This is a genomic window from Diaphorobacter limosus (assembly GCF_033100095.1).
GTDB lineage: Bacteria > Pseudomonadota > Gammaproteobacteria > Burkholderiales > Burkholderiaceae_C > Alicycliphilus > Alicycliphilus limosus.
Genome location: NZ_CP136921.1, coordinates 3,420,125 through 3,444,253, shown reverse-complemented (window position 1 = coordinate 3,444,253; position 24,129 = coordinate 3,420,125). Strand labels below are relative to the sequence as shown.

The following is a 24,129-nucleotide window of genomic DNA, read 5'->3' as shown; positions in this document are numbered from 1 at the left end:
TTGAGAGCCTGACGGCAGGCGGGCTATTCGTATTGCTGGGGCGGCTGGGCCGCTGGCGCCTGCTGCATCCGCGGCGCCTGCTGGCGCATGGGCTGAGTCGCCGGCGCGCCCTGCCCCTGCAGGCCCAGCTGGCGCGGCAACTCCAGGGCCAGCGTGGTGGCGCCATCGACACTGGCGCCCAGGCGCGCCTCGCGCCGGCCCAGCGACTGCAGTACCAGGCCGGGCTCGATGGCGGCGCCCACGCGGTAATGCCGGGGAGGCTTGCCGTCCACGGCGATCAGTGCCGCGCCGTCACCACTTTGCGTGCCGGTCAGCACACCCAGCAGCGTGAAACGGCTGGCCGCGGCCGGCGTGGCGGCGGCCGCCTGGGCATGGGCGCCCAGCAGCCGGGCCAGCGCCTGCGCGTCGGGCAGGATGGGCTCGGGCGCGGCGGCCACGGGCGCCGGGCCGGCCGCGGGCTCGGACAGCCTCAGCCCCCAATAGACCGCGCTGGCGCCGGCCAGTGCCCACAGCACCAGAGTGGCAAGGGGCGGGGCCCAGCGGGTGAGTGAGAGTGTTGCCATGCCAGCATTATCATTGAGCGCTTTCGCTCTACCGGATTTGCCGCGCCGTGACGCCCTCCTCCCACCCTTCTTTTGCACAACATGCCCGCCGCCGCCTCGCCGCGGGCTTCACCCTGATCGAGCTCATGGTGGTGCTGGTGATCATCGGCGTGCTGGCCGCGCTCATCGTGCCCAATGTGCTCGATCGCGCCGATGACGCGCGCGTGACCGCCGGGCGCACCGACATCGCCAACATCTCACAGGCGCTCAAGCTCTACCGCCTGGACAACCAGCGCTACCCCACGGCCGAACAAGGCCTGCAGGCACTGATCGCCAAGCCCGCCACCGCCCCGGTGCCCGGCAACTGGCGCCCCTACCTGGAAAAGCTGCCCAACGACCCCTGGGGCCACCCCTACCAGTACCTGAACCCGGGCATCAAGGGCGAAGTGGATGTGATGTCCTTCGGCGCCGACGGCCAGTCCGGCGGCGAGGGCAAGAATGCCGATATTGGCAGCTGGCAGTAACGCCCTCACGCCACGGCCAGTCCACGCATGACACTGGCACAAGCCATGCCGGCAGGCGCCGCGCAAGAGCCACCCGGCCGCGCGGTGGCCCAGGGCGGATTCACACTGCTTGAGCTGCTGGTGGTGATCGCCATCATCGCCCTGGCCACGGCCGGCGTGGGCCTGGCGCTGCGTGACAGCGGCGCTGCGGCGCTGCAGCGCGAGGGCGAGCGCCTGGCGGCGCTGCTGGAGGCGGCGCGGGCGCAGTCGCGCGCCTCGGGTGCGGCCGTGCGCTGGCGCGCCGATGCCCAGGGCTTTCAGTTTGAGGGCCTGGTGGGCAGCCAGCTGCCGCGCCATTGGCTGGACAGCGCCACCTCGGTGCGCGGCCCGGCAACGCTGTGGCTGGGGCCCGAGCCACTGATAGGCGCGCAGCAGGTGCTGATCGTCAGCCAGGCCCACCCCGAGCGCGCCGTGCGCGTGGCCACCGACGGGCTGCGGCCCTTCAGCGCGCAGGCCCTGCCATGAAAGACAAGGCGGCTGGGTTCACGCTGGTCGAGGTGCTGGTGGCCCTGGCCATCGTGGCCATTGCGTTGATGGCGGGGCTGCAGGCCACATCCGCCCTGACGCGCAACACCGCACGCCAGACCGACGTGGTGCTGGCCCATGCCTGCGCCGAGAACGAGCTGGTCAAGGTACGCCTGTCGCGCCAGATGCCGGCCATTGGCGACGCGCGCGTGGTCTGCGAGCAGGCCGGGCGCGGCTACGAAGTGGCGGTGAGCGTGACACCCACGCCGAACCCGCAGTTCCGGCGCGTGGATGCGCAGGTGTTTGACGCACAGGCGCCGGTGCTGCGCCTGTCCACCATCGTGGGAAGGTATTGATGCGGCGCGGGCAGCCCGGTTTCACCCTGGTCGAGCTGCTGGTCGCCATTGCGGTGATGGCGCTGCTGGCCATCGTCAGCTGGCGCGGGCTGGACGGCATGGTGCGCGCGCAGCAGATCACGCGCGAGCGCGCCGACGCCGTGCTGGAGCTGCAGACCGTGCTGGCGCAATGGGGCGCCGACCTGGACGCGCTGCAGGCCATCGAGCACACCGAGCCCCTGGCCTGGGATGGCCAGGCGCTGCGCCTGACGCGCCGCGGCATGCGCCAGCCCGACGAGGGCGCCATCGTCGTCGCCTGGGCGCTGCGCAACGCGGACGGCACCAACCGCTGGCTGCGCTGGCAGTCGCCCCCGGTGCGCACGCGCGCCGAATGGAGCGAGGCCTGGGCCCGCGCCGCGCAGTGGGCGCGCACGCCCAGCAGCGCCGAGCGCGAGCGCGAAACGCTGCTCATGCCGCTGGCCGGCTGGCAGCTGTATTACTACCGCGGCGGTGCCTGGGCCAATGCACAGTCGGCCAACACCGGCGCCAGCCTGCCGCAGGCGCCCGGCGGGCTGAGCAGCACCGCGGCCAGCATTCCCGAGGGCGTGCGCCTGCAGCTCACGCTGCCCGAGGGCGGCGCGCTGGCCGGCGTGGTCACGCGCGACTGGGCGAACCCGCTGCTGGGCGGGGGCAAGTCATGAGGGCCCGGAACGTTGAGCGATGGGCGTCCAGGGTTTTGCGGGGGCGCGCGCGCAACGCACAACGCACAACGCACAACGCACAACGTGCCAGCCAGGCAGGCGCCGCGCTGCTGACGGCCATGCTCACCGTGACCCTGGTGGCCACCTTTGCCGCCGCGGCCATGTGGCAGCAGTGGCGCGCTATCGAGGTCGAGACCGCCGAGCGCGGGCGCATCCAGTCGGCCTGGATCCTGGTCGGCGCGCTGGACTGGTCGCGCCTGATACTGCGCGAGGACTCGCTGGCGCAGGGCGGCGACGGCACCGATAACCTCAGCGAACCCTGGGCCGTGCCGCTGCAGGAGGCGCGCCTGTCCACCTTTCTGGCCGCCAACCGCAACGTGGCCCAGGTGGAGGATGCCAGCACCGACACCGCCGACGCCTTTCTGTCCGGCCAGATCACCGACCAGCAGGGCCTGCTGAACCTGCGCAACCTGGCCGGCGACAAGCAGGTGGACGCCACCGCGCAGCGGCAGTTCGCGCGCCTGTTCGACTACCTGGGCCTGCCGCGCCAGCAGCTTGACCAGCTGGCGCAGGCGGTGCTGCTGGCCACGACGCGCGAGGGCGAGCCGAACAACACGCCGCTGCTGCCGCAAAGCGTGGCCCAGCTGGGCTGGTGGGGGCTGCCGCAGCCCTCCATCGCGGCGCTGGCGCCCCATGTCACGCTGCTGCCGGTGCGCACCCTGGTCAACCTGAACACCGCCAGCGCCGTGGTGCTGTGGGCCAGCGCCGACGGCCTGGACATGGCCGACGCCCAGCGCCTGGTGCAGCGGCGCGAGAGCCAGTACTTTCGCAACCTGGCCGACGCGGCCGAGCTGGTGCGCGGCAGCAGCGCCATCAGCGCCAGCACGCATGCGGTGGCGTCGCACTACTTCGAGGTGCGCGGCCGGCTGCGCCTGGATGGCGCCGTGGTCGAGGAGCGCTCCCTGGTCTTCAAGCAGCGCGGCGACGTGCGCACCCTGTGGCGCGAGCGCGGCGGCCTGAGCGCCCTGGACGACACCGCACTGGGCCCTAAAATGCCCCGCCCGACCTCCATCCCATGAGCACCCTCGTCATCACCCTGCCCCTGGGCTCGCCGCAGGCCCCCGCCGACTACAGCTACACGCTCACGGTCGACGGCCACAACGCCACCCAGCAAGCCAGCGCCAGCGCCGCCCTGCTGCCCGACCCGGGCCGCACCGGCGAAGTGGTGGCCGTGGTGCCGGTGCGCGCCCTGTCCTGGCAGCGCGTGACGCTGCCCCCGGGCGCGCTGGCGCAAAGCGCGCGGCTGCGCGCCGTGCTCGACGGCCTGCTGGAAGAGCAGCTGCTCGACGACCCGGCCCAGCTGCACTTTGCCCTGCAGCCGGGTGCCCAGGCCGGCAGCCCGATCTGGGTCGCCGTGTGCGACCGCGCCTGGCTGCGCCAGGCCCTGCAGGCGCTGGAGGCCGCGGGCCGCCCGGCCGATCGCGTGGTGCCGGAGTTCGCTCCCGGCCCCACGGCCAGCGGACGCGAGGAATGCGAGGTGCTGGGCCAGCCCGAAGACGCCTACGCCGTGCTCACCGGCCATGGCGCGCAGCAGGCCGTGGCCGTGCTGCCGCTGGCGGCCGCCAGGGCGCTCTTCACCCAGGCACCGGGCGATGAAGATGAAGACCCCCTGCCGGTGCGCGCCGAACCCGCCGTGGCCGCGCTGGCCGAGCGCCTGCTGGGCCGCCCGGTGCAGCTGCGCACCGCCAGCCAGCGCGCCCTGGCCGCCGCGCGCGGCGACTGGGATCTGGCCCAGTTCGACCTGGCCAGCAGCGGGCGCACGCGCCTCATGCGCCGCCTGGGCAGCGCCGCGGGCGCCTTTGCACGCGCCCCCCAATGGCGCGCCGCGCGCTGGGCCCTGGGCCTGGCACTGGCCGCGCAGGTCATAGGCCTGAACCTGTGGGCCTGGCAGGATCGCCAGGCGCTGGCGGCCAAGCAGGCCGGCCTGCGCGCCATCCTCACCCAGACCTTTCCGCACATCAAGGCCGTGGTGGATGCGCCGGTGCAGATGCAGCGTGAACTGGCCCAGCTGCGCCAGGCCACCGGCAGCCTGGAGCGCCAGGATCTGGAGCCGCTCATGGCCGCCGCCGGCGCCGCCCTGCCGCCAACACAGGTACCGGCGCAGATCGAATACACCCACGGCGATCTGGTGCTGCGCGGGGTGCAGCTGCAGCCCGAGGAGCTTGCCGCCATGAACCAGCGCCTGGCCGCCCATGGCTATGAGGCCCGCGCGCAAGAAGGCACCCTGCTGGTGCGCACACAGGACCGCCCATGAACCCGAACGCAATGCCCCCACCCCGGGCCATGGCCGCCGCGCTGCGCCAGCATTGGGCCAGCCTGGCGCCGCGTGAACAGACCCTGGTGCTGGCCGCCGCCACCGTACTCGGCCTGGCCCTCTTGTGGTCGCTGCTGCTGGCCCCGGCGCTGGCGCAGCTGCGCGCGTCGCCGGCGCGCCACGCCGCGCTGGACGCGCAACTGCAGCAAATGCAGGCCCTGCAGGCCCAGGCCCTGCATCTCAAGGACATACCGCGCCCCACCGGCAACGAGACCCTGCCCGTGCTGTGGCGCTCGCTGGGGCAGCAGCTGAGCGCCGGCACACAGATGAGCACCACCGGCGACCGGGCCGCCATCACGCTGAAGGATGTCCCGCCCGAGGCCCTGGCGCAGTGGCTGGCCCAGGTGCGCAGCACGACGCGCGCCGTGCCCACCGAGGCCCGGCTGATGCGCAACACGGCCAGCACCGGCGGCGCCAGCCCCCCCGCGCCGTGGAACGGCACGCTGACCCTGGCCCTGCCGCCAAACTGAGGCGCGCCAGTCGTCCATGTCCCGCAGCCCCCACGCCCGCTCCCCCATGGCAGTGCCACGCGCGCCCTGGCGCTGGGCCGCGCTCGGGCTGTGCCTGGGGGCATTGCCCGCGCTGGCGCTGTGGGCGCCGGCGCGCTGGCTGGCCGGCGGGGTGCAGCAGGCCAGCGGCGGCCAGCTGCAGTTGCAGCAGGCGCAGGGCACGGTGTGGACGGGCTCGGCCCGGCTGGTGCTGACCGGCGGCGCCGGCAGCGAAGACCAGGCCGCCCTGCCCGGGCGCGTGCGCTGGCGCCTGCGCCCCGCCTGGGGCGGCGCCCAGGCAGAGATTGCGGCCGATTGCTGCACGGCCCAGCCGCTCACGCTGCGCGCCGCGCTAGGCCTGGGCGCACTGCAACTGCAGATCACCGATGGCCAGAGCCAATGGCCGGCCGGCGTGCTGGCCGGCCTGGGCACGCCCTGGAACACCGTGCAGCCACAGGGCCGGCTGCAGCTGGTCACCACCGGCCTGGCCCTGCAATGGGCGGCCGGGCGCATGCAGCTGCAGGGCCAGGCGCGGCTGGATGCGCTGGACATGTCCTCGCGCCTGTCCACGCTGCGGCCCATGGGCAGCTACCGGCTGCTGCTGCAGGGCGGCTCGGGCGGCCAGGCACCGCAGCTTACGCTGTCTACGCTGGATGGCGCGCTGCTGCTGTCGGGCAACGGCCAGTGGGTGGGGCAGCGCCTGCGTTTTACCGGCGAGGCCAGCGCCGCGCCCGAGCGCGCGGCGGCGCTGGCGAATCTTCTGAACATCATCGGACGGCGCAGCGGCGCACGATCCATCATCACCCTGGGGTGAACCTATGCCTTTCTCTTCCCGACACCCATGGCGTTTTGCTCTTCATTCGATAGCTGTTTACGCTTTACTGGTATGCGCTAACGGCCAAATCAATGCACAAACTACAGCCAAATCCAATCCGCCCAGCGTGCGCGCCAGCGAGCCGGTGACGCTGAACTTCGCCAACGCCGAGATCGAGGCCGTGGCGCGCACCATGGCCACCATCACCGGCCGCAACGTGGTGGTCGATCCACGCGTCAAGGGCCAGATCACGCTGGTGACCGAGAACGCCGTGCTGCCGGCGGCGGCCTTCCAGCAGTTCCAGGCGGCGCTACGGCTGCAGGGCTTCACGGTGGTCGAATCGGGCGGGCTGTACAAGGTGGTGCCCGAGGCCGACGCCAAGCTGCAGACCGGCGCCGTGAGCGTGACCCAGGGCAGCAGCGGCAGCGCCCCCGCGGGCGGGCAGATGGTGACGCAGATCTTCAAGCTCAACTTCGAGAACGCGAACAACCTGGTGCCGGTGCTGCGCCCCCTGATCAGCCCGAACAACACCATCAACGTCAACCCCGGCAACAACTCGCTGGTGATCACCGACTACGCCGACAACCTGCAGCGGCTGGCGCGCATCATCGCCGCCATGGATGTCTCCAACGCCACCGACCTGGAGGTGATACCGCTGCAGCACGCGCTGGCCTCCGACCTGGCGCCGCTGGTGGCGCGGCTGGTCGAGGGCTCGGGCAGCACCGGGGCCGCACCGGCCGCAACCCAGGGCCAGACCGACACCGCCTTCAAGACCACGCTGCTGGCGGAGCCACGCAGCAACGCGCTGATCGTGCGCGCGGCCAATCCCGCGCGGCTGGCGCTGGTGCGCTCGCTGGTGGCCAAGCTGGACCAGCCGGCCGCGCCCGGCAGCTCGGCGGCCAGCGGCAACATCCATGTGGTCTACCTGAAGAATGCCGACGCCGTGAAGCTGGCCGCCACGCTGCGCGCCGCGCTGCAGGCAAGCAATCCGGGCGGCGGCGCCGGCGCCACCTCGAGCGGCGGCACGGGCGTCAGCGGCCTGGCGCAAACCAGCCCGTCAGGCGGCATGGGGAACCAAAGCAGCCTGAGCAGCAGCGCCATGGGCAGCAGCACCGGCGGCGGCCTGGGCTCGGGCACTGCCACGGGCCTGAACCGCGGCGGCAACAGCAACCAGCCCAGCACGGGCGGACAGATACAGGCCGACCCGACGACCAACTCGCTCATCATCAGCGCGCCCGAGCCGCAGTACCGCCAGCTGCGCGCCGTGATCGACAAGCTGGACGGCCGGCGCGCCCAGGTGCTGATCGAGAGCCTGATCGTGGAGGTGAGCGCCAACAAGGTGGCCGAGTTCGGCATCCAGTGGCAAACCGCTTTCGGCAACTACGGCAACGGCGCCGTTGGGGTGATAGGCACCAACTCCAACGTGGCCGGCGGCAACATCATCGACTTGGCGGTGGCTGCTGCCACGGGCAACTACGCGTCGCTCACCAGCAACGCCCTGGGCAATGGCATGAACCTGGCCATCGCCCCGCGCATCAACGGCAAGTACTACCTGGGCGCGCTGGCCAACTTCCTGGAGAACACGGGCGATGCCAACGTGCTGTCCACCCCCAACCTGATGACGCTGGACAACGAAGAGGCGCAGATCATCATCGGCAACAACGTGCCCTTCCCCACCGGCTCATACACCAACACCGGCGGCAACAACGGCGCCGTGAACCCCTTCACCACCGTGGAGCGCAAGGACGTGGGCCTGATGCTGCGCGTGCGCCCGCAGATCAGCGAGAACGGCACGGTCAAGCTGACGCTGTACCAGGAGGTCTCCAAGGTGGACAGCTCCACACTCACCAACCAGAACGGCCCCTCGACCAGCAAGCGCTCCATCGAGTCCGCCGTGCTGGTGGACGACGGCAGCGTGATCGTCATCGGCGGCCTGCTGGAAGACAGCTACTCGCTGGGCCAGGACAAGGTGCCGCTGATGGGCGACCTGCCCGTGGTGGGCGGGCTGTTCCGCAACGAAAAACGCCAGCGCCAGAAGACCAATTTGATGGTCTTTCTGCGCCCGGTGGTGATACGCGACAGCGCCACCAGCGACGCGCTGATGGTGGACCGTTACGAGGCCATTCGCGCGCTGCAGCAAAACACCCAGCCAGCCCCCAGCACCATGATGCGCAGCGTGTCCGATGCGCCGGTATTGCCGCCGCTGCAAGGCGGCAGCGCCACCGGCGCCACCGCCGTACCCGCGCCGCTGGCGCCGGTCATGCTCACGCCGCCGGCACCCGCACGCACCGTGCCGCAGCCCCAGGGCGGCGAAGCCGGCAACCCGCAGTAAGGCACAGGCATGCGCCACCCCCTGCCCTACGCCTTTGCGCGCACCAGCCAGCTGCTGCTGGAAGACGACGGCCAGCAGCTCGTGCTGTGGCATGGCCCGTCGCCCAACGCCGGCGCGCTGTCCGAGGTGCTGCGCAAGCACGCCGTGCAGCAGCTCATGCAGATCGACGCCGCCCTCCTGGCCCAACGCATCAGCGCCGCCTACGCGCAAAGCGAATCCAGCGCCGCCACCGTGGTCAGCGAGGTCGAGGAAGAGGCCGACCTCTCGCGCATGATGCAGGAGCTGCCCGCGGTCGAGGACTTGCTCGAATCGGCCGGCGACGCGCCCATCATCCGCATGCTCAACGCCCTGCTGACCCAGGCCGTGCGCGATGGCGCCAGCGACATCCACATCGAGCCCTACGAGCGCCATTCCAGCGTGCGCTTTCGTGTCGATGGCACGCTGCGCGAGGTGGTGCAGCCCAACCGGGCGCTGCACGCGGCGCTGATCAGCCGGCTGAAGATCATGGCCGATCTGGACATCTCCGAAAAACGCCTGCCGCAGGACGGCCGCATCAGCCTGCGGCTGGGCACGCGCGCCATCGACGTGCGCGTCTCCACCCTGCCCAACGCCCATGGCGAACGCGCCGTGCTGCGCCTGCTGGACAAGAGCGAGTCCAAGCTGACGCTGGAATCGGTGGGCATGCAGGGCGACGTGCTGGCGCGCCTGGAGGGCCTGATCACCCAGCCGCACGGCATCATCCTCGTCACCGGCCCCACGGGCTCGGGCAAGACCACCACCCTGTACGCGGCGCTCTCGCGCCTGGACGCCGGCCGCAGCAACATCATGACGGTGGAAGACCCCATCGAATACGAGCTGCCGGGCGTGGGCCAGACCCAGGTCAATGCAAAGATTGACCTGACCTTCGCCAAGGCCCTGCGCGCCATCCTGCGCCAGGACCCGGACGTGATCATGATCGGCGAGATCCGCGACTTCGAGACCGCGCAGATCGCCATCCAGGCCAGCTTGACCGGCCACCTGGTGCTGGCCACGCTGCACACCAACGACGCGGCCAGCGCCATCACGCGCCTGACCGACATGGGGGTGGAGCCGTTTTTGCTGTCCTCGTCGCTGCTCGGCGTGCTGGCCCAGCGCCTGGTGCGCAAGTATTGCGGCCACTGCCATGGTGGCGACCACGGCACGGGCTGCGAGCATTGCGGCCACACTGGCTACGCCGGGCGCACCGGGGTGTTCGAGCTGCTGTTGGTCAATGACGCAATACGCGCCCAGATCCACGACCAGACGGCCGAGGCCGAGGTGCGCGCCCAGGCCCTGGCCGGCGGCATGCAGCTGATGCGCGAGGACGGCCAGCGCCTGGTCGCCGCCGGCATCACCAGCCGCGAGGAGCTGCTGCGCGTGACGCGCGATTGACAGCGCAGCGGCGGCGCCGCTACGCTGGCGCATGCTCCCCATTGCGTGCGGCCTTCGGCCCATCCTCATTGCCGCCATCGCCGCCTTATTGGCCACCAGCCCACCCGCCGGCGCGCAAACCGCCGCGCCCCGGCGTATCGCCTACCTGGGCACCGGGCCGAGCGAGTCGGTGCGGGTCTGCATGAACCAGGTGCGCCGCGCCCTGCAGGAGTCCGGCTGGTCATTCGACGGTCAACTGGCGCTGGAATGGAACGACGCAGGCAACGATCCAGCCCAGCTCACCCCGATGGCCCAGGCGATCGTGGCCAGCCGGCCCGATATCCTGATCGCCACCGAGAACATGCCGAACGAGGCCCTGATGAAGGCCACGCAGAAGCTGCCGATCGTCGTCATGGGTCCAACCAACCTGCACCATGTCCTCGATGCGCAATTGCGCCCGTTGGCCAATGTCACCGGCGTCTCGCTGGGCCTGAACAACCAGTATGCGATCAAGCCGGTGGAGGTGTTGCTGCAGGCGTTTCCGACAGCCCGCCGCATTGGCATGATGGAAAACAACGACCAACCAGGACACAACGACGGGGGATCGGTCGGGCCGATCACGGACATGGTGAGGCAGATCGGCGCCGAGTTGGTGCGCGTGAAATTCTCGGGCGAGGCCGGCATTGCCAGCGCCTGGGACGAGCTGGCCGGACGCAAGGTCGATGCCGTGATGATCCGGCCGGATACCTCGGCGTTTCTCGGCGAGCACGCGCGCCAGGCGCAGCGCGTGGGCATGCCGGCGATCGCACACAACTCCTGGTTCGCCACGCGTTATGGCGGCCTGCTCAGCTACGGCGCCGTCGGGCGCGTCAACATGTGCGGGCGCGGGGCGCGCTACATCGACCAAGTGCTGCGCGGCCGCCCGCTGGCCGAGCTGCCGATCGAAGAACTGTACGAAGCGGCGCTGGTCGTCAACCTCGACGCCGCCCAGCGTCTGGGTGTAACGCTGCCGCCCGCGCTGATCGCGCGCGCCGACCGCCTGATCCAGCCCGGCGAGCGCACGCTGGCGCCCAGAGCCGACGCCACGCCCCTGCCTCCCTTCCAGCCTCCCGCGCGCGCCCGCTGATGCGCCCGTCCGGCCCCCGCCTGTGGCAGACCTATGCGCTGACGGTGGTCGCACTGGTGGCGCTGCCACTCACGGCCAGCGGCCTGGCGCAGCTCTTGCTGATCCAGCGCGAGACGCGCGTTGCGGTGCAGGCAGTACAGGCGCTCGAAGCCGCCAAGGCCTCGGCCAAGATTGAGCGCTTCATCAGCCAGACGGCTGCCCTGCTGCGCACCACCCTGTCGCTGCAGGATTCACGCCATCTGGGCAACGCCGACGCCGACATCCAGTACGAGCTGTACCGGTTGATGAAGGCAGAACGGGCGATCCAGACGCTGTACTGGATCGACCCGCACGGCCAGGAACGCGTGCGTATCTCGCGCATGGCGCCCGACCGCATCGGCGGGGGTGAAGACCGCAGCCAGTCTCCCGAGTTCCTGCACGCCCGCGCCGATGCGCCATGGTTCGGCCCGGTCACGTTTGCCGTCAACCTGCCGCGCGTGGTGATCGCCCGGCGCGGCCGGCTGCCAGAAAGCGGGGTGCTCGCGGCGGAGGTCGAACTGTCGGAATTGCGTGACATCATCCATGAAACCCGCTTCGGCAGCGACGGTGTGGCCTACGTCGTCGATGGCCAAGGGCGGCTGCTGGCGCACCCGGATTTCTTGCGGGTACTGACGCTCACTGACTGGGCCACGCGCCCACCGGTGCGCACGGCTGGCCGCGGCGGACTGATCGAATTCGAGACGCCTGAGGGCCCGATGGTTGCCCGCGTCGCCGAGTTGAGCGTACCCGGCTGGCGGCTGATCACCGAGCAGCCGCGCGCCGAAGCATACGCGCCGGTACGCCGTGCGCTGGCCAGCGCGCTGCTGATCCTGGTGCTTGCCGTGCTGGCGGGATCGGGCGTCGGCATCGTGCTGGCGCGCCGGGTGGTACGGCCGATCCAGCAACTCGCCGAAGGCGCAGACCGCATCGGCGAAGGCCAGCTGGACCATCGCATCGAGCTGGCGCGCAGCGACGAGCTGGGCCAGCTTGCCGACCGCTTCAACCAGATGGCCGAGCGCCTGGGCGACTCGTTGCGGCTGCTGGAAACCCGCGTGGCCGAACGCACGCAAGACCTGGCCAAGGCCAACGCCCTGCTGCAGGCCCGGCGCGAGGAGGCCGAGCAGGCCAGCCAGGCCAAGACGCGCTTCCTGGCATCGGCCAGCCACGACCTGCGCCAGCCGCTGCACACCATCAGCCTGCTGGTGGGGGTGCTGCGCAGGCAGGAGGTCACGCCGCAGGTCGGCCAGCTGGTGGGCCACATCCAGTCTTCCATCTCGGCCATGGAGGCGTTGTTCGTTGGCCTGCTCGACATCTCCCGGCTCGATGCCGGCATGTCCCGCCCCGTGCTGGGCGACCATGCCCTGGCCGAGCTGCTGCACCGCGTGGCGGCGAGCCACGCGCCCGAGGCCGAGCACAAACGGCTTCGGCTGACGGTGGTGCCTTCGCGCTGCGCCGTGCGCACCGACGCCGTGCTGCTGGAGCGGGTGCTGGCCAACCTGGTGTCCAACGCCATCCGCTACACCGAGCGCGGCAGGGTGCTGGTCGGGTGCCGGCGCCGGCCCGGCGCCATCGAGCTGCAGGTATGGGACACCGGCATCGGCATCGCGCCGGCCCAGCTGCCGCATGTCTTCGACGAGTTCTTCCAGGTGGGCAACCCGGAGCGTGACCGCAGCAAGGGGCTGGGCCTGGGCCTGGCCATCGTCAAGCGCACGCTCGACCTGCTGGGCCATCCGCATGTGCTGCGCTCGGCGCCGGGCCGGGGCAGCTGTTTTTCCATCCTGCTGCCGGCGGCCGAGGCGCTGCCGGTGGCGGCGCCGCTGCCCCCGGCCCTGGCCAGCGGGCGGCGCATCGCCGGCGCCTTCATCGCGGTGATCGACGACGAGGCCGACACGCGCCGCGCCATGCAGGCGCTGTGCCACAGCTGGGGGGCGCATGTGCTCATCGCCGAATCCACCCGACAGTGCCTGGCGCTGCTGGACGAACACCTGCGCTACCCCGACCTGATCCTGTGCGACTACCGGCTGGGCGGCTCCCATGACGGCCTGGGCGCTGTACAGCGGATAAGGGCGCGCATCGGCCACGCGGTGCCGGCGATCATCATCACCGGCGACATAGGCGCTGCCGACCTGCGACGCGTGGCTGACGCCGGGCTGCCGCTGTTGCACAAGCCCGTAGGCACCGACCGGCTGCTGGCGGCCATCGAAGCGGCATTGAACGATCCCCCAACCGGGGGAGGCGCGACAGGGCAAAACGGTGCAGACTGCGACCATGAGGATCCTGCTGGTCGATGATCATGCGTTGTTTCGCGACGGCATGGCGCTGCTGCTCAAGGAGCTTGATCCGGCAGTGCAGACGGTGCATGCCGCACACCTGGAGGAGGCTCTGGCCGCGCTCGACCATGACACGGGCATCGACCTGGTTCTGCTCGACCTGATCCTGCCCGGCGCGAACGGCTTCCAGGCGCTGGAGACGATACGCGAACGACATCCCGGCATGCCGCTGGTCATGCTGTCGTCACAAGAGGATCAGGTCACCGTGCTGCGCGCCATCCAGCTCGGCGCGATGGGCTTCATCCCCAAGTCGGCATCGTCCCAGCAGATGTTCGAGGCGCTGCGCACCGTGCTGGCGCACGGCATCCATATCCCCCCGCTCAGCCTGGCAGGCATTGCGCTGACCGTGCCTGCGCAGCCGCGCACCAGCCCTGCCGAGCTGGGGCTTACCCCACGCCAGACGCAGGTGCTGCGGCTGATCCTGGAAGGCAAGCCGATGAAGCTGATCGCCCGCGAGCTGGGCCTGAGCCACAACACCGCCAAGACCCATGTCAGCGCCGTGCTGCGCGCCCTCTGCGTCACCACGCGCACGCAGGCCATCGTGGCAGCCAGCCGCATGGGGCTGGTGTTGGGGCGCGACGACCAGTGATTGCGCGTCCAGGTTCTTCGCATCCAGGCGCCAGATGTTCAGTGAACGCGGCAGCACGGCAAGGCGCGCCACAACGACACGGGTGAAATGGAATTTGAGATGGAGTCACCCAACTGGGTGACGTATCCAGGAAGCACCTCCTTTAGCGTACTCGGTGTCGCAAGACGAACCACCTGAACCCAAGAAGCAACGAGGCGCACCATGCGATACACCAATGGCAGACGGCTACCCTACTCCCTCACCATCATCGCTGCGCTGGCGATGGCGGCATGCGGCGGCTCAAGCAACGATGACACCGACGGCGGCGGCGACGGTGGAGGCGGCGGCAGCGGCGCCAGCATCACCCTCAGCGGCGAAGTGGCCCGCCTCGGCACGCTGAAGAACGTCGTCGTCTGCCTGGACCTTAACGGCAACGACGTCTGCGACAGCGGCGAACCCGCATCCAGCGCCACCGGGGCCGATGGCAAGTACAGCCTGTCCACCACGGCCTCCCAGGGTGCGGCGGCGCGCCTGATAGCCCCCGTCAAGACCGGTGACCCGGCCGCGGCCACGACCGCCATCGACTCCCACAACCCGGCCGTGGCCGCCACCGACGCCGACTACGTGCTCAAGCGCCCGGCCGGCTCGGGCGGCGCCATCAACCCGCTGACCACCCTGGCACAGGCAGGCGTGGCCGCCGGCATGACCGAAGCGGATGCGCGCGCCAACGTGGCGCTGCAACTGGCGATCGGTGCCGCCAAGATCGACAACTACCAGGACGACCCTGCCTGGGACGACGCGCAGGTGCGCGATACCGCCCGCACGGCGGCGGCCGTGGTCTCGGGCATGCTGCGCCAGGGCATTGCCCTCGAGGTGGGCAACCAGCAGGCGGCCGCACCAGCATCGACCATCTTGCGCCAACTGAACTACAGCGGATCGGGCGACTACTACCTGCGCGCCCATGACCGGCAGGCCAGGGCAGCAGGTACCGCAGAGGAGCAGTCGGTCGATGCGCGCAGCGGCAAGAGCGGCGGCGTGGACATGACCGAGGATTCGCTCTATGGCAACGCCTTCCTTACCCCGAGCGGCTGGAAGTACTGCGACCGCCGCGTGCTCCTGCGCAGCACGCTGGGCAACCCGAACCGCGCGGTGTACTGCGATGGCCAAACCACACTGGGCTGGGATCGCGCAAACAGCGTGGCCGGCGAGGCCATGGCCACGCTGGTGAACCGCTGGCAGGCCATGCCGTCCAACACCATCAATGCCGGCATCTCGACAACGGCGTTGACAGGCAAGCTGGGCGCCGCCGCATTCCCCGCAGGCGCCGAGGAATGGATACGCACCAATGTAGAGCTCGCCCCCAGCATCACGATCACCAGCGTGTGGAGCCGTAGGCTGCCGCAGAGCCGCAACACGCTGGAGGCGGTGATCGCGTATTACCCAACCTCGGGCGCGGCATCGCCCACCGGCGCCAACACCTTGAACCTGGCGCTGACCAGCAGCGCACTGAAGAACCTGCGCGTGTCGTTTGCCCCCACCGACGCCACCCAGGGCACGGCCACGTACTACGAATGTGACCTGAACGAAGCGCAGACCGTGGTCTCCAACTGCGCAGCCATCGCCGCCAAGGGCAGCTACAGCATCGACACGATCAACGGCGCGCGCGTGCTGCGCTTTGCCGGCCAACCGCCGACCCCGGCGCTCAACTACCACGTTGCCTACGCGGAGATCCAATGGACTGCCGGCGACCCCAGCAGCCGCTGGGTCTATCGCGCGCACGAGGTCAAGCCCAGCCTGAGCGCGCGCCAGTCCACCACCAACCGCCTGAACGAAACGGCCTGGGCGGCGATGAAGGTGCAGCTGGGCCTGTGATGTCGCAGCGTGAGGCGGGCAGCCGCCCGCCTGCTGCGCATTCGATTGATTCACGGAGGCTCACATGAACACCATCACCCGCCTGTCCGCTCCACTGCTGCCGCTGCTGCTGACAGCCTGCGCCGCCACCGCGCCACCGGCCAGGGATTTTCCCGCCGGTGTGCGGACGCCATCAGCGGCCGAGCTGGCCGCTTTGCTGCGCGGCAAATCCACCAGAACCCCCATGCCCGACGGCAGCACTGTCCGGGCAGACTATGCCGCCGAAGGGAACCACCTGACGATCTACGCCGCCGGCCGCTCCGACACGGGCACCTGGCTCGCCGAAGACGGCAGGGTCTGCTTTGAGTTCAAGGTCTTCCGCTCGGCCTGCAACGATATCCGTCTTGCGGGGCAAGACATTTACGCCAAGCGCGCCAATGGCGACGTGGTGCCGGTCACCGTCGGGCGTTGAGCAGATTGGCAACAAAAAACGCTATAAATACTATAGCATCAACCGCTTACCAGAAAATCCCTACAACCTGAAAACATCAAATTTTATCGACCAAGCACCGGCCGGCGCGTGCGCAGCAGGCCCTTTTGCAGCTCCTTGAGCAGCAGCACCACCTGGCGCGATGCATGCTGGCAGGCCTTGTGCGCCTGCTGGGCCATCAGGATGTCGCCGGCCTCGGCGTGGGTGATCAGGGCCGCCGCCTGCTGGTGGAAATAGCGGTGGCGCCGCAGCAGCATGTCGAACGCCGGGTAATGCCCCAGCGCCGTTCGGCCGCTGCCGTGCAGCCATTGGCCCAGCTCGGAACAGCCATCATCGGCCACCACCTCGGGGCGCAGGCGCTCGTCACGCGCGCCCTGCAGCACCTCGCCCAGCCAGGGCAGCCAGCGCTCGTGCGTGACGATGGCGGCGTCGATATCGAACTGCGCCATGAGCTTGCTGGCCTCGTCGTCGAACAGCACCAGCTCGCTGGCATCGGTATCCGGCAGGCGGGACCAGTCCGAATGGGTCTGCAGGCCATCGGGTCGCGGCTGGAACAAGCGGCTGAAAAATCCCATATACCCCCACCCTGAGTTCTTGCCCATCCGAGACTCGCAACCTCGGACAGGTTTCATAACGTTACAAAAAATTATATTTGATAACTGATGAATTATTGATTCCATTTTTCTAAACAAGGCCTGGTGACTGTCAACAAACATTTCCGCACGGCCGCGCCGGGCTACTGCTTGCGCCCACAATCAGCGCCATGACGACGAACCACACCCCCGTACTTTCCATGCTCGATCTGGTCGCCGTGCGCGAAGGCGGCAGCGTCGGCGATGCGCTGGCCATTGCCGTGCGCACCGCGCAGCATGTGGAGTCGCTCGGCTTCAAGCGCTACTGGCTGGCCGAGCACCACAACATGCCGGGCATCGCCAGCTCGGCCACGGCCGTGCTGGTGGGCCATATCGCCGGCAGCACGTCGCACATCCGCGTGGGCTCGGGCGGCGTGATGCTGCCCAATCATGCGCCGCTGGTGGTCGCCGAGGCCTTTGGCACGCTGGCCGAGCTCTACCCCGGCCGCATCGACTTAGGGCTGGGCCGGGCCCCCGGCACTGACGGCGCCACCATGCGCGCCCTGCGCCGCGACCGCGTGGAGACCGAGGCCGACTTTCCGCGCGACGTGGCCGAGCTGCAGCAGCTGCTGGCGCCCGCCCAGCCGGGCCAGCGCCTCATCGCCACGCCCGGCGCCGGCACCCAGGTGCCACTGTGGCTGCTGGGCTCCAGCCTGTTCTCGGCCCAGCTGGCGGCGCACATGGGCCTGCCCTATGCGTTCGCCTCGCACTTTGCGCCGCGCCTGCTGCAGCCGGCGCTGCAGCTGTACCGCGAGCTGTTCCGCCCCTCGGCAGTGCTGCACAAGCCCTACGTGATGATCGGCGTGCCGGTGATTGCCGCGCCCACGGACGAAGAGGCCGAGTATCTGGCGAGCAGCACCTACCAGCGCGTGCTGGGCATCCTCACCGGCCAGCGCGGCCTGCTGCGCCCGCCCGTGGAGGGCTTTCTGCAAGGCCTGCCGGCGCCCGAGCGCGCGGCCATTGGCGACTTTCTGGCCATGGGCGTGGTCGGCGGTCCGGACACGGTGCGCGCCGGCCTGCAGGCACTGGCGCGCGACACGCGGGCCGATGAATTCATGCTGGTGAGCGATGTGTTCGACCCCGCGCTGCGCCTGCGCTCGCTCACCCTCACGGCCCAGGCTACCATCGCAGGCTGACCGCCTTCAACGCCGCCGACGCCATGCCCGCCTATTCCTTCGAAGCCCTGGACGCCCAGGGTCATGTACGCCGCGGCACGCTGGATGCCGACAGCCCCAAGGCGGCGCGCAACCAGCTGCGCGCCCAGGCGCTGGTGCCGCTGGACGTGGAGGCACTGTCACCCGAGGCCGCCACCGGCAGCGCGCCCGGCCTGGCGCAGCGCCTGTTCACGCGGCCGGTGTTCAACGCCACGCAGCTATCCATCTGGACGCGCCAGCTCGCCGGCCTGGTGGGCTCGGGCCTGCCGCTGGAGCGCGCCCTCACCGCCCTGGCCGACGAGGCCGACGAAGAACGCCAGCGCCATCTGGTGGCCGCGCTGCGCGCTGAGGTCAACGCCGGCAGCACCTTCGCCCGCGCGCTGGCCCAGCACCCGCGCGAGTTCTCCGACATTTACTGCGCGGTGATCGGCGCGGGCGAGTCCAGCGGGGGCTTGAGCCAGGTGCTCGACAGCCTGGCCGACGATCTGGAGGCCAGGCAGCAGCTGCGTGCCAAGCTGATAGGCGCGGCGCTCTACCCGGCCATCGTCACCCTGGTGGCCATCGTCATCGTGCTGTTCCTGGTGGGCTATGTGGTGCCGCAGGTGGCCAGCGTGTTTGCCGGCACCAAGCGTGCGCTGCCGCTGCTCACCGTCGTCATGCTGGCCATCAGCGACTTTGTGCGCGGCTATGGTTGGGCCATGCTGGGCTTTATTGTTTTGATAGCTGTTGGCGCACGTGCAGCGCTGGCCAGGCCCGTTTTTCGTCAAAAGTTTGATGCCGCCTGGCTCCAGCTGCCACTGGTGGGCAAACTGGCGCGCGGCTACAACGCGGCGCGCTTTGCCGGCACCCTGGCCATGCTCACCGGGGCGGGCGTGCCGATATTGCGCGCCCTGCACGCCGCCGCCGAAACGCTGAACAACCGCGCGCTGCGCGCCGACGCCCAGGAAGCCCTGGTGCTGGTGCGCGAAGGCGCGCCGCTGGCCTCGGCGCTGGCGCAGAAGAAACGCTTCCCCGGCCTGGTGGCCATGTTCGCGCGCCTGGGCGAGCAGACCGGCCAACTGCCCACCATGCTCCAGCGCGCCGCCACCCAGCTGGGCACCGAGGTGCAGCGCCGCGCCATGCAGCTGGCGACGATCCTGGAGCCGCTGCTCATCGTCACCATGGGCCTGATCGTGATGCTCATCGTGCTGGCGGTGCTGCAGCCCATCATCGAGCTGAATCAATTCGTTAAATGAAGGAACACCCCCTGAGCGGCTACGCCGCTTCCCCCCGCTCTCGCATGGCTACGCCATGCGGGCAGGGGGACGCAGCCCTCGCTGCGGGGCGGCCCTTGCTCGGCTGCCCGCGCCTGGGTTGCGCCGGTTTTTAAGCTTCTGCCCCGATGACTGACATGGCCCCCTCTCTCAGCGACAAGCTCGTCGTCGCCATCTCATCGCGCGCACTGTTCGACTTCGAGGAGGAAAACCGCGTCTTCGAACACGGCGACGACCGCGCCTATGTGGAGCTGCAGCGCCAGCGCCTGGACATCCCAGCCCCACCCGGCGTGGCGTTTTCGCTGGTGCGCAAGCTGCTGGCCTTCAACCATGCCGAGCACCAGCGCGTGGAGGTGGTGCTGCTGTCGCGCAACGACCCGGTGAGCGGCATGCGCGTGTTCCGCTCTTGCCAGGCGCACGGCCTGCCCAGCGTGCAGCGCGGCGTGTTCACCCAGGGGCGCGACCCGTTCCGCTATTTGCGGCCGCTGGGCGCGCACCTGTTTTTGTCGGCCAACGAGACCGATGTGCGCTCTGCGTTGCACCTGGGTTTTCCGGCGGCGCGCGTGCTGACCGAATCGGTACAGGCCGGCGACGCCCATCCACGCGAGGTGCGCATCGCGTTTGACGGCGACGCCGTGCTGTTCTCCGACGAGGCCGAGCGCGTCTACCAAAGCGAGGGCCTGGCGGCCTTCCAGCGCCACGAGAGCGCCAAGGCCGCCCAGCCCCTGCCCGAGGGACCGTTCAAGCCCCTGCTGGCCGCGCTGCACCGGCTGCAGCAGGCCGGCGGCGCGGCCATGCGCATACGCACGGCCCTGGTCACCGCCCGCAGCGCGCCGGCGCACGAGCGCGCCATACGCACGCTGATGGACTGGAACATCGCCGTGGACGAGGCGATGTTTCTGGGCGGCCTACCCAAGGGGGAGTTTTTGCGCGAGTTCGAACCCGACTTCTTCTTCGACGACCAGACCGGCCATGTGAACTCGGCCGCGCGCCATGTGCCGGCCGGGCATGTGAGCAGCGGGATTGCGAATGCACCGGCAGAGATTGCCAAGTAGTTTTCAGCCGGTAGCGCCCATCCAGTGGGCGCATACAGCTATTTAATTTATAGCTTAAGACTCACAATCCCCCGGTGCGCTTGACCTTGGGATCGGAATAGACAAGCGACTGCTGCTCGTCCTCCGCCTTCTGGGCCTGGAGCTCCTGCAGCGTGGTCTTGTGGATGTCCTGCGCCACATCCACGGCGCTGGCGCTGGCGCGCCACATGGACTGGATGAACTCCAGCATCACCTGGTGCAGCGGTGGATCCTTAGGGGGTGCATCGGCCTCCGAAGGCTTGTCTTTTTTCTCTATCGGCAGGGTCCAGTCGCGGTTTTCCTCGTCCGGGGCGCTGGGCTTGGTGGGTTCACGCAGGACGCTGCCCTCGCCCAGCCGGTCTGTGGATTCGACGGGGTTGGCGGCGTTCACGGGCCGCACGGGCACGGCTCCGGAGGCGCCCGTGGAATACAGATCCGCGCCCTGGGGACGCCACTGGGCGGGCGATCGGTCTACGGGTGGCAGTTGCATGGCATGGGCTCCTCATGAATACGCAATTGGCGGCAACCGCAGCTACCACCTCGTCGTACACCCATTTCGGCAAACTGCCGGGGAAATTAAGGCCTTTTGGACCGATTGCCATGCAGCGCCCGCCAGACAAGCGCAAAGCGCTATCAATATGCTTACAAAAAGCGCTCCAGCAGCCTGCGCGAGGCGCGATCGAGCGCCTGGCTGTCGGGCACATGAAAGTGCAACCCGTCGCTGGCGGCGATGAGCAGCTTGGTGCGCCCGGAAAGGCGCCTGATGTCCTCCTCGCCCTTGAGCACCAGCTGCGCGGCGCCTCGGTCGGTGTCCACCTCCCAGGTGCTGGGGGTGGAAAAGCTGGACACGCTGCGGATACGCGTGATGGTGGGCACAAACTCGCGTGCGGCGAGTTCTTCCTCGATCAGCGTACGTGCGGCAGCTGCCAGATCGGCAAGGCGCGGCACCCAGGCCAGCTCGTGGCCGTCGGCGCCGACCAGGGACAGGCCCTCCTGCGGCGCGGCAATCGGAAAGGCGCGCACGGGTGTCACGGCCTCGTGCTCGGTGCCGTCGGCCAGGCGCAGCACCAGGCGGCCATGGGGGTTGCGGCGCAGATCGAACGCCATGGGTTCTGTGGTGGTATTCATGGCTGTGCCTCTCACTTGCCGGCCGGGTGGGCGCTGTGCTGGCGCTGGCTTTCTATGCGCACGCCGGCGGCCTCGGCGTCTTCCTCGGCGCGGCGCGCCTGGGCCTCGTACAGGCGCCAGTAGGCGCCCTGCTGGGCCATCAGCTCGTCGTGCGGGCCCACCTCGACCACCTCGCCGCGGTCCATGACCACCAGGCGGTCGGCCTTGCGCAGCGTGGACAGGCGGTGGGCGATGGCGATGGTGGTGCGGCCCTGCACCAGGTTGTCCAGCGCCTTCTGGATTTCCTTCTCGGTCTCGGTGTCCACGGCGGACGTGGCCTCGTCCAGGATCAGGATGCGCGGGTCGATCAGCAGGGCGCGGGCGATGCTGATGCGCTGGCGCTCGCCGCCCGACAGGCCCTGGCCGCGCTCGCCCACCAGGCTGTCGTAGCCGTGCGGCAGGCGCAGGATGAATTCATGTGCATGGGCGGCACGCGCGGCGGCGACGATCTCCGCGCGCGTGGCATCGGGCTTGCCGTAGGCGATGTTCTCGGCGATGGTGCCGAAGAACAGGAACGGCTCCTGCAGCACCAGGCCAATGTGGCGGCGGAAGTCGCTCACCGCCATGCGGCGTATGTCCACGCCATCGACGAGGATGGCGCCGTCGCTCACGTCGTAGAAGCGGCTGATCAGGTTCACCAGCGTGCTCTTGCCCGAGCCGCTGTGGCCCACCAGGCCGATCATCTCGCCGGGGCGAATCTGCAGCGACAGGTTCTTGATCACCGTGCGGCTGCCGTAGCGAAAACCCACGCCCTGCATCTCGATCGCGCCGGCCACCTTGTCCACGCGCACCGGGTTCTGCGGATCGGGCACGTTGCTCACATGGTCCAGGATGTCGAAGATGCGCTTGGCGCCGGCGGCGGCCTTTTGCGTCACCGAGACGATGCGGCTCATGGAGTCGAGCCGCGTGTAAAAGCGCCCGATGTAGGCAATGAAGGCCGCCAGCACACCGACGGTGATCTGGTTGTGCGCCACCAGCCAGACGCCAAAGCCCCAGACCACCAGCAGGCCGACCTCCGTCATCAGCGACACCGTGGGGGCGAACAGGCTCCAGGTCTTGTTCAGCTTGTCGTTGACCTCCAGGTTGTGCTGGTTGGCGGCGCGAAAACGCTGCGCCTCGCGGCTCTCCTGGGCGAAGGCCTTGACCACGCGGATGCCGGGAATGGTGTCGGCCAGCACGTTGGTAACCTCGCTCCAGACCCGGTCTATCTTCTCGAAGCCGGTGCGCAGGCGGTCGCGCACGTTGTGGATCAGCCAGGCGATGAAGGGCAGAGGCACCAGCGTGACCAGGGCCAGCCAGGGGTTGATGGAGAACAGGATGGCCGAGGTCATGGCGATCATCAGCACGTCGGTGGCGAAATCCAGCGCGTTCAGCGACAGAAAGACGTTGATGCGGTCGGTCTCCGAGCCTATGCGCGCCATCAAGTCGCCGGTGCGCTTGCTGCCAAAGTAGTCCAGCGACAGGCGCAGCAGGTGCTCGTAGGTGGTGGTGCGCAGATCCGCGCCTATGCGTTCGCTCACCAGCGCCAAAATGTAAGTGCGCGCCCACCCTAAACCCCAGGCCAGCAGCGCCGCCAGCAGCAGGCCGCCCAGGTACATCACCACCAGCCAGGGGTCTATGGCCTTGCCGCTCTGGTAGGGGATGAGGATGTCGTCCATCAGCGGGATGGTCATGTACGGCGGCACCAGCGAGGCGGCGGTGGACGCCAGCGTCAGGCCAAAGCCGGCGGCCAGCTGCTTCTTGTAGGGCCGGGCAAAGCGCCACAGGCGCAGCAGCACCCAGGTGGAGGTCGGCTTGGCCTGCTGGCGCGCGCAGGCCGGGCATTCGTCGCTGCCCGCCGGCAGCGGCGTGCCACAGACGGCGCAGCAGGGCGCCTCGTCACGCTGAACGGCCAGGGCCTGGGGGTTTTGCAGATGGGCGATCTGCTGCTCCAGCCGCTGCTGCAGGTGCAGCGCCTGGGGATGGCGCCCCAGGGTGAAGCGCCACAGCGCCAGGCGCTGCTGGTCGTCATGCAGCTCCAGCGTGCCGACGCCGCCATGGTCGAGCATGCGCAGCACCATGCCGGGGGCCAGCGGCCATTGCTGGGTCGCGCCGTCCATGGCGCGCGCCAACAGGCGCCGGTCGCTCAGCACCAAGAGGCCGGGGGCAAAGCGCAGCTCGGGGGTCAGGTCAACCTCGAAGGCGGCCTGCACGTTTTCGTCGGGAGCGAGCATGGCTCGCAGTTCGGCCCCCAGCGGGCCAGGCAAGACACCGGAAGCGTCCACAGATGGTTGATGTTGCATTTTGTTTTGTATGTCTGCCCGCGCCCGCAAAGGGAGTCTGCGGCAGGGCCCCATGCCCGTGAACGGCATTGTCGGCCAGCAGGGGCCGGGCCTCGGTGGCGCAGCGGTATGGCGATGTAACGCCTGTCCACCGCTGGCGGCTGACATCTGCCAATATCCACGCACAATTCACGCTTAGGCAG

Annotated in this window: 23 protein-coding genes; 18 read left to right on the top strand and 5 right to left on the bottom strand. The window is 69.5% G+C overall.

Annotation, left to right across the window (positions count from 1 at the left end; genetic code table 11):
* Positions 1-23 precede the first annotated feature (23 nt).
* A complete protein-coding gene (locus tag P4826_RS16495) occupies positions 24-563 on the bottom strand; it encodes a type II secretion system protein N (protein ID WP_425605180.1) in 540 nt (179 codons plus the stop codon).
* A 125-nt stretch (positions 564-688) separates the two neighbouring features.
* Between P4826_RS16495 and gspG the strand changes: the two genes are divergently transcribed.
* From gspG to P4826_RS16420, 15 genes are all read left to right on the top strand, one after another.
* Positions 689-1,066 carry a type II secretion system major pseudopilin GspG gene (gspG, locus tag P4826_RS16490; protein ID WP_317703778.1) on the top strand — a complete coding sequence of 126 codons (378 nt, stop codon included), beginning with the start codon at positions 689-691 and terminating at the stop codon, positions 1,064-1,066.
* A 27-nt stretch (positions 1,067-1,093) separates the two neighbouring features.
* Positions 1,094-1,570 carry a type II secretion system protein gene (locus P4826_RS16485; protein WP_425605179.1) on the top strand — a complete coding sequence of 159 codons (477 nt, stop codon included), beginning with the start codon at positions 1,094-1,096 and terminating at the stop codon, positions 1,568-1,570.
* Positions 1,567-1,926, top strand: coding sequence for a type II secretion system minor pseudopilin GspI (gspI, locus tag P4826_RS16480; RefSeq protein WP_317701447.1), 360 nt, complete (start codon positions 1,567-1,569; stop codon positions 1,924-1,926). The genes P4826_RS16485 and gspI overlap by 4 nt, the downstream gene beginning before the upstream one ends.
* Positions 1,926-2,606, top strand: a complete 681-nt coding sequence (locus P4826_RS16475; RefSeq protein WP_317701446.1) for a prepilin-type N-terminal cleavage/methylation domain-containing protein — start codon at positions 1,926-1,928, stop codon at positions 2,604-2,606. Before gspI ends, P4826_RS16475 begins: the two co-directional genes overlap by 1 nt.
* A 119-nt stretch (positions 2,607-2,725) precedes the next feature.
* Positions 2,726-3,685, top strand: a complete 960-nt coding sequence (gene gspK, locus P4826_RS16470; protein WP_317701445.1) for a type II secretion system minor pseudopilin GspK — start codon at positions 2,726-2,728, stop codon at positions 3,683-3,685.
* Complete coding sequence (gene gspL / locus P4826_RS16465) at positions 3,682-4,920, top strand: type II secretion system protein GspL (RefSeq protein ID WP_317701444.1); 1,239 nt, start codon at positions 3,682-3,684, stop codon at positions 4,918-4,920. The genes gspK and gspL overlap by 4 nt, the downstream gene beginning before the upstream one ends.
* Positions 4,917-5,450, top strand: coding sequence for a type II secretion system protein GspM (gspM, locus tag P4826_RS16460; RefSeq protein WP_317701443.1), 534 nt, complete (start codon positions 4,917-4,919; stop codon positions 5,448-5,450). Before gspL ends, gspM begins: the two co-directional genes overlap by 4 nt.
* A 46-nt stretch (positions 5,451-5,496) precedes the next feature.
* The gene (gene gspN, locus P4826_RS16455; RefSeq protein WP_317701442.1) at positions 5,497-6,282 is read left to right on the top strand and encodes a type II secretion system protein N; all 786 of its coding nucleotides are present in this window, start codon (positions 5,497-5,499) and stop codon (positions 6,280-6,282) included.
* Positions 6,283-6,286: 4 nt separating this feature from the next.
* Positions 6,287-8,614, top strand: a complete 2,328-nt coding sequence (gene gspD, locus P4826_RS16450) for a type II secretion system secretin GspD (protein WP_317701441.1) — start codon at positions 6,287-6,289, stop codon at positions 8,612-8,614.
* Positions 8,615-8,623: 9 nt separating this feature from the next.
* The gene (gspE, locus tag P4826_RS16445) at positions 8,624-10,024 is read left to right on the top strand and encodes a type II secretion system ATPase GspE (protein WP_317701440.1); all 1,401 of its coding nucleotides are present in this window, start codon (positions 8,624-8,626) and stop codon (positions 10,022-10,024) included.
* Between the two features lie 31 nt (positions 10,025-10,055).
* A complete protein-coding gene (locus P4826_RS16440) occupies positions 10,056-11,129 on the top strand; it encodes an ABC transporter substrate binding protein (protein WP_317701439.1) in 1,074 nt (357 codons plus the stop codon).
* The gene (locus tag P4826_RS16435) at positions 11,129-13,438 is read left to right on the top strand and encodes an ATP-binding protein (protein ID WP_317701438.1); all 2,310 of its coding nucleotides are present in this window, start codon (positions 11,129-11,131) and stop codon (positions 13,436-13,438) included. The genes P4826_RS16440 and P4826_RS16435 overlap by 1 nt, the downstream gene beginning before the upstream one ends.
* The gene (locus P4826_RS16430; protein WP_317701437.1) at positions 13,416-14,066 is read left to right on the top strand and encodes a response regulator; all 651 of its coding nucleotides are present in this window, start codon (positions 13,416-13,418) and stop codon (positions 14,064-14,066) included. The genes P4826_RS16435 and P4826_RS16430 overlap by 23 nt, the downstream gene beginning before the upstream one ends.
* A 201-nt stretch (positions 14,067-14,267) precedes the next feature.
* Positions 14,268-15,917, top strand: coding sequence for a hypothetical protein (locus tag P4826_RS16425; protein WP_317701436.1), 1,650 nt, complete (start codon positions 14,268-14,270; stop codon positions 15,915-15,917).
* A gap of 64 nt (positions 15,918-15,981) precedes the next feature.
* Positions 15,982-16,368 (top strand): hypothetical protein, encoded by a 387-nt coding sequence (locus P4826_RS16420; RefSeq protein WP_317701435.1) that lies wholly within the window; start codon positions 15,982-15,984, stop codon positions 16,366-16,368.
* 83 nt (positions 16,369-16,451) lie between these two features.
* Here P4826_RS16420 and P4826_RS16415 read toward each other — a convergent pair whose 3' ends face one another.
* On the bottom strand, positions 16,452-16,961 hold the full coding sequence (locus tag P4826_RS16415) for a CZB domain-containing protein (protein WP_317701434.1): 510 nt from the start codon (positions 16,959-16,961) through the stop codon (positions 16,452-16,454).
* A gap of 188 nt (positions 16,962-17,149) precedes the next feature.
* On the opposite strand from P4826_RS16415, the gene P4826_RS16410 reads away from it, so the two are divergent.
* The 3 genes from P4826_RS16410 (at position 17,150) to P4826_RS16400 (ending at position 20,480) form a co-directional block, all read left to right on the top strand.
* Positions 17,150-18,154, top strand: coding sequence for an LLM class flavin-dependent oxidoreductase (locus P4826_RS16410; protein ID WP_317701433.1), 1,005 nt, complete (start codon positions 17,150-17,152; stop codon positions 18,152-18,154).
* 23 nt (positions 18,155-18,177) lie between these two features.
* Entirely contained in the window at positions 18,178-19,407 is a 1,230-nt protein-coding gene (gspF, locus tag P4826_RS16405; RefSeq protein ID WP_317701432.1) for a type II secretion system inner membrane protein GspF, read from the top strand.
* 155 nt (positions 19,408-19,562) lie between these two features.
* Positions 19,563-20,480 carry a 5'-nucleotidase gene (locus tag P4826_RS16400; protein ID WP_317701431.1) on the top strand — a complete coding sequence of 306 codons (918 nt, stop codon included), beginning with the start codon at positions 19,563-19,565 and terminating at the stop codon, positions 20,478-20,480.
* Between the two features lie 61 nt (positions 20,481-20,541).
* Here P4826_RS16400 and P4826_RS16395 read toward each other — a convergent pair whose 3' ends face one another.
* The 3 genes from P4826_RS16395 to P4826_RS16385 all read right to left on the bottom strand — a co-directional run bounded on the left by P4826_RS16395 (position 20,542) and on the right by P4826_RS16385 (position 23,947).
* Positions 20,542-20,988: a hypothetical protein gene (locus tag P4826_RS16395; RefSeq protein WP_317701430.1), complete on the bottom strand. Its 447-nt coding sequence runs from the start codon at positions 20,986-20,988 to the stop codon at positions 20,542-20,544.
* Positions 20,989-21,140: 152 nt separating this feature from the next.
* Positions 21,141-21,626: a cyanophycin metabolism-associated DUF1854 family protein gene (locus tag P4826_RS16390; protein ID WP_317701429.1), complete on the bottom strand. Its 486-nt coding sequence runs from the start codon at positions 21,624-21,626 to the stop codon at positions 21,141-21,143.
* Positions 21,627-21,637: 11 nt separating this feature from the next.
* Positions 21,638-23,947, bottom strand: a complete 2,310-nt coding sequence (locus P4826_RS16385; protein WP_317701428.1) for a cyanophycin metabolism-associated ABC transporter — start codon at positions 23,945-23,947, stop codon at positions 21,638-21,640.
* Positions 23,948-24,129: the final 182 nt, after the last annotated feature.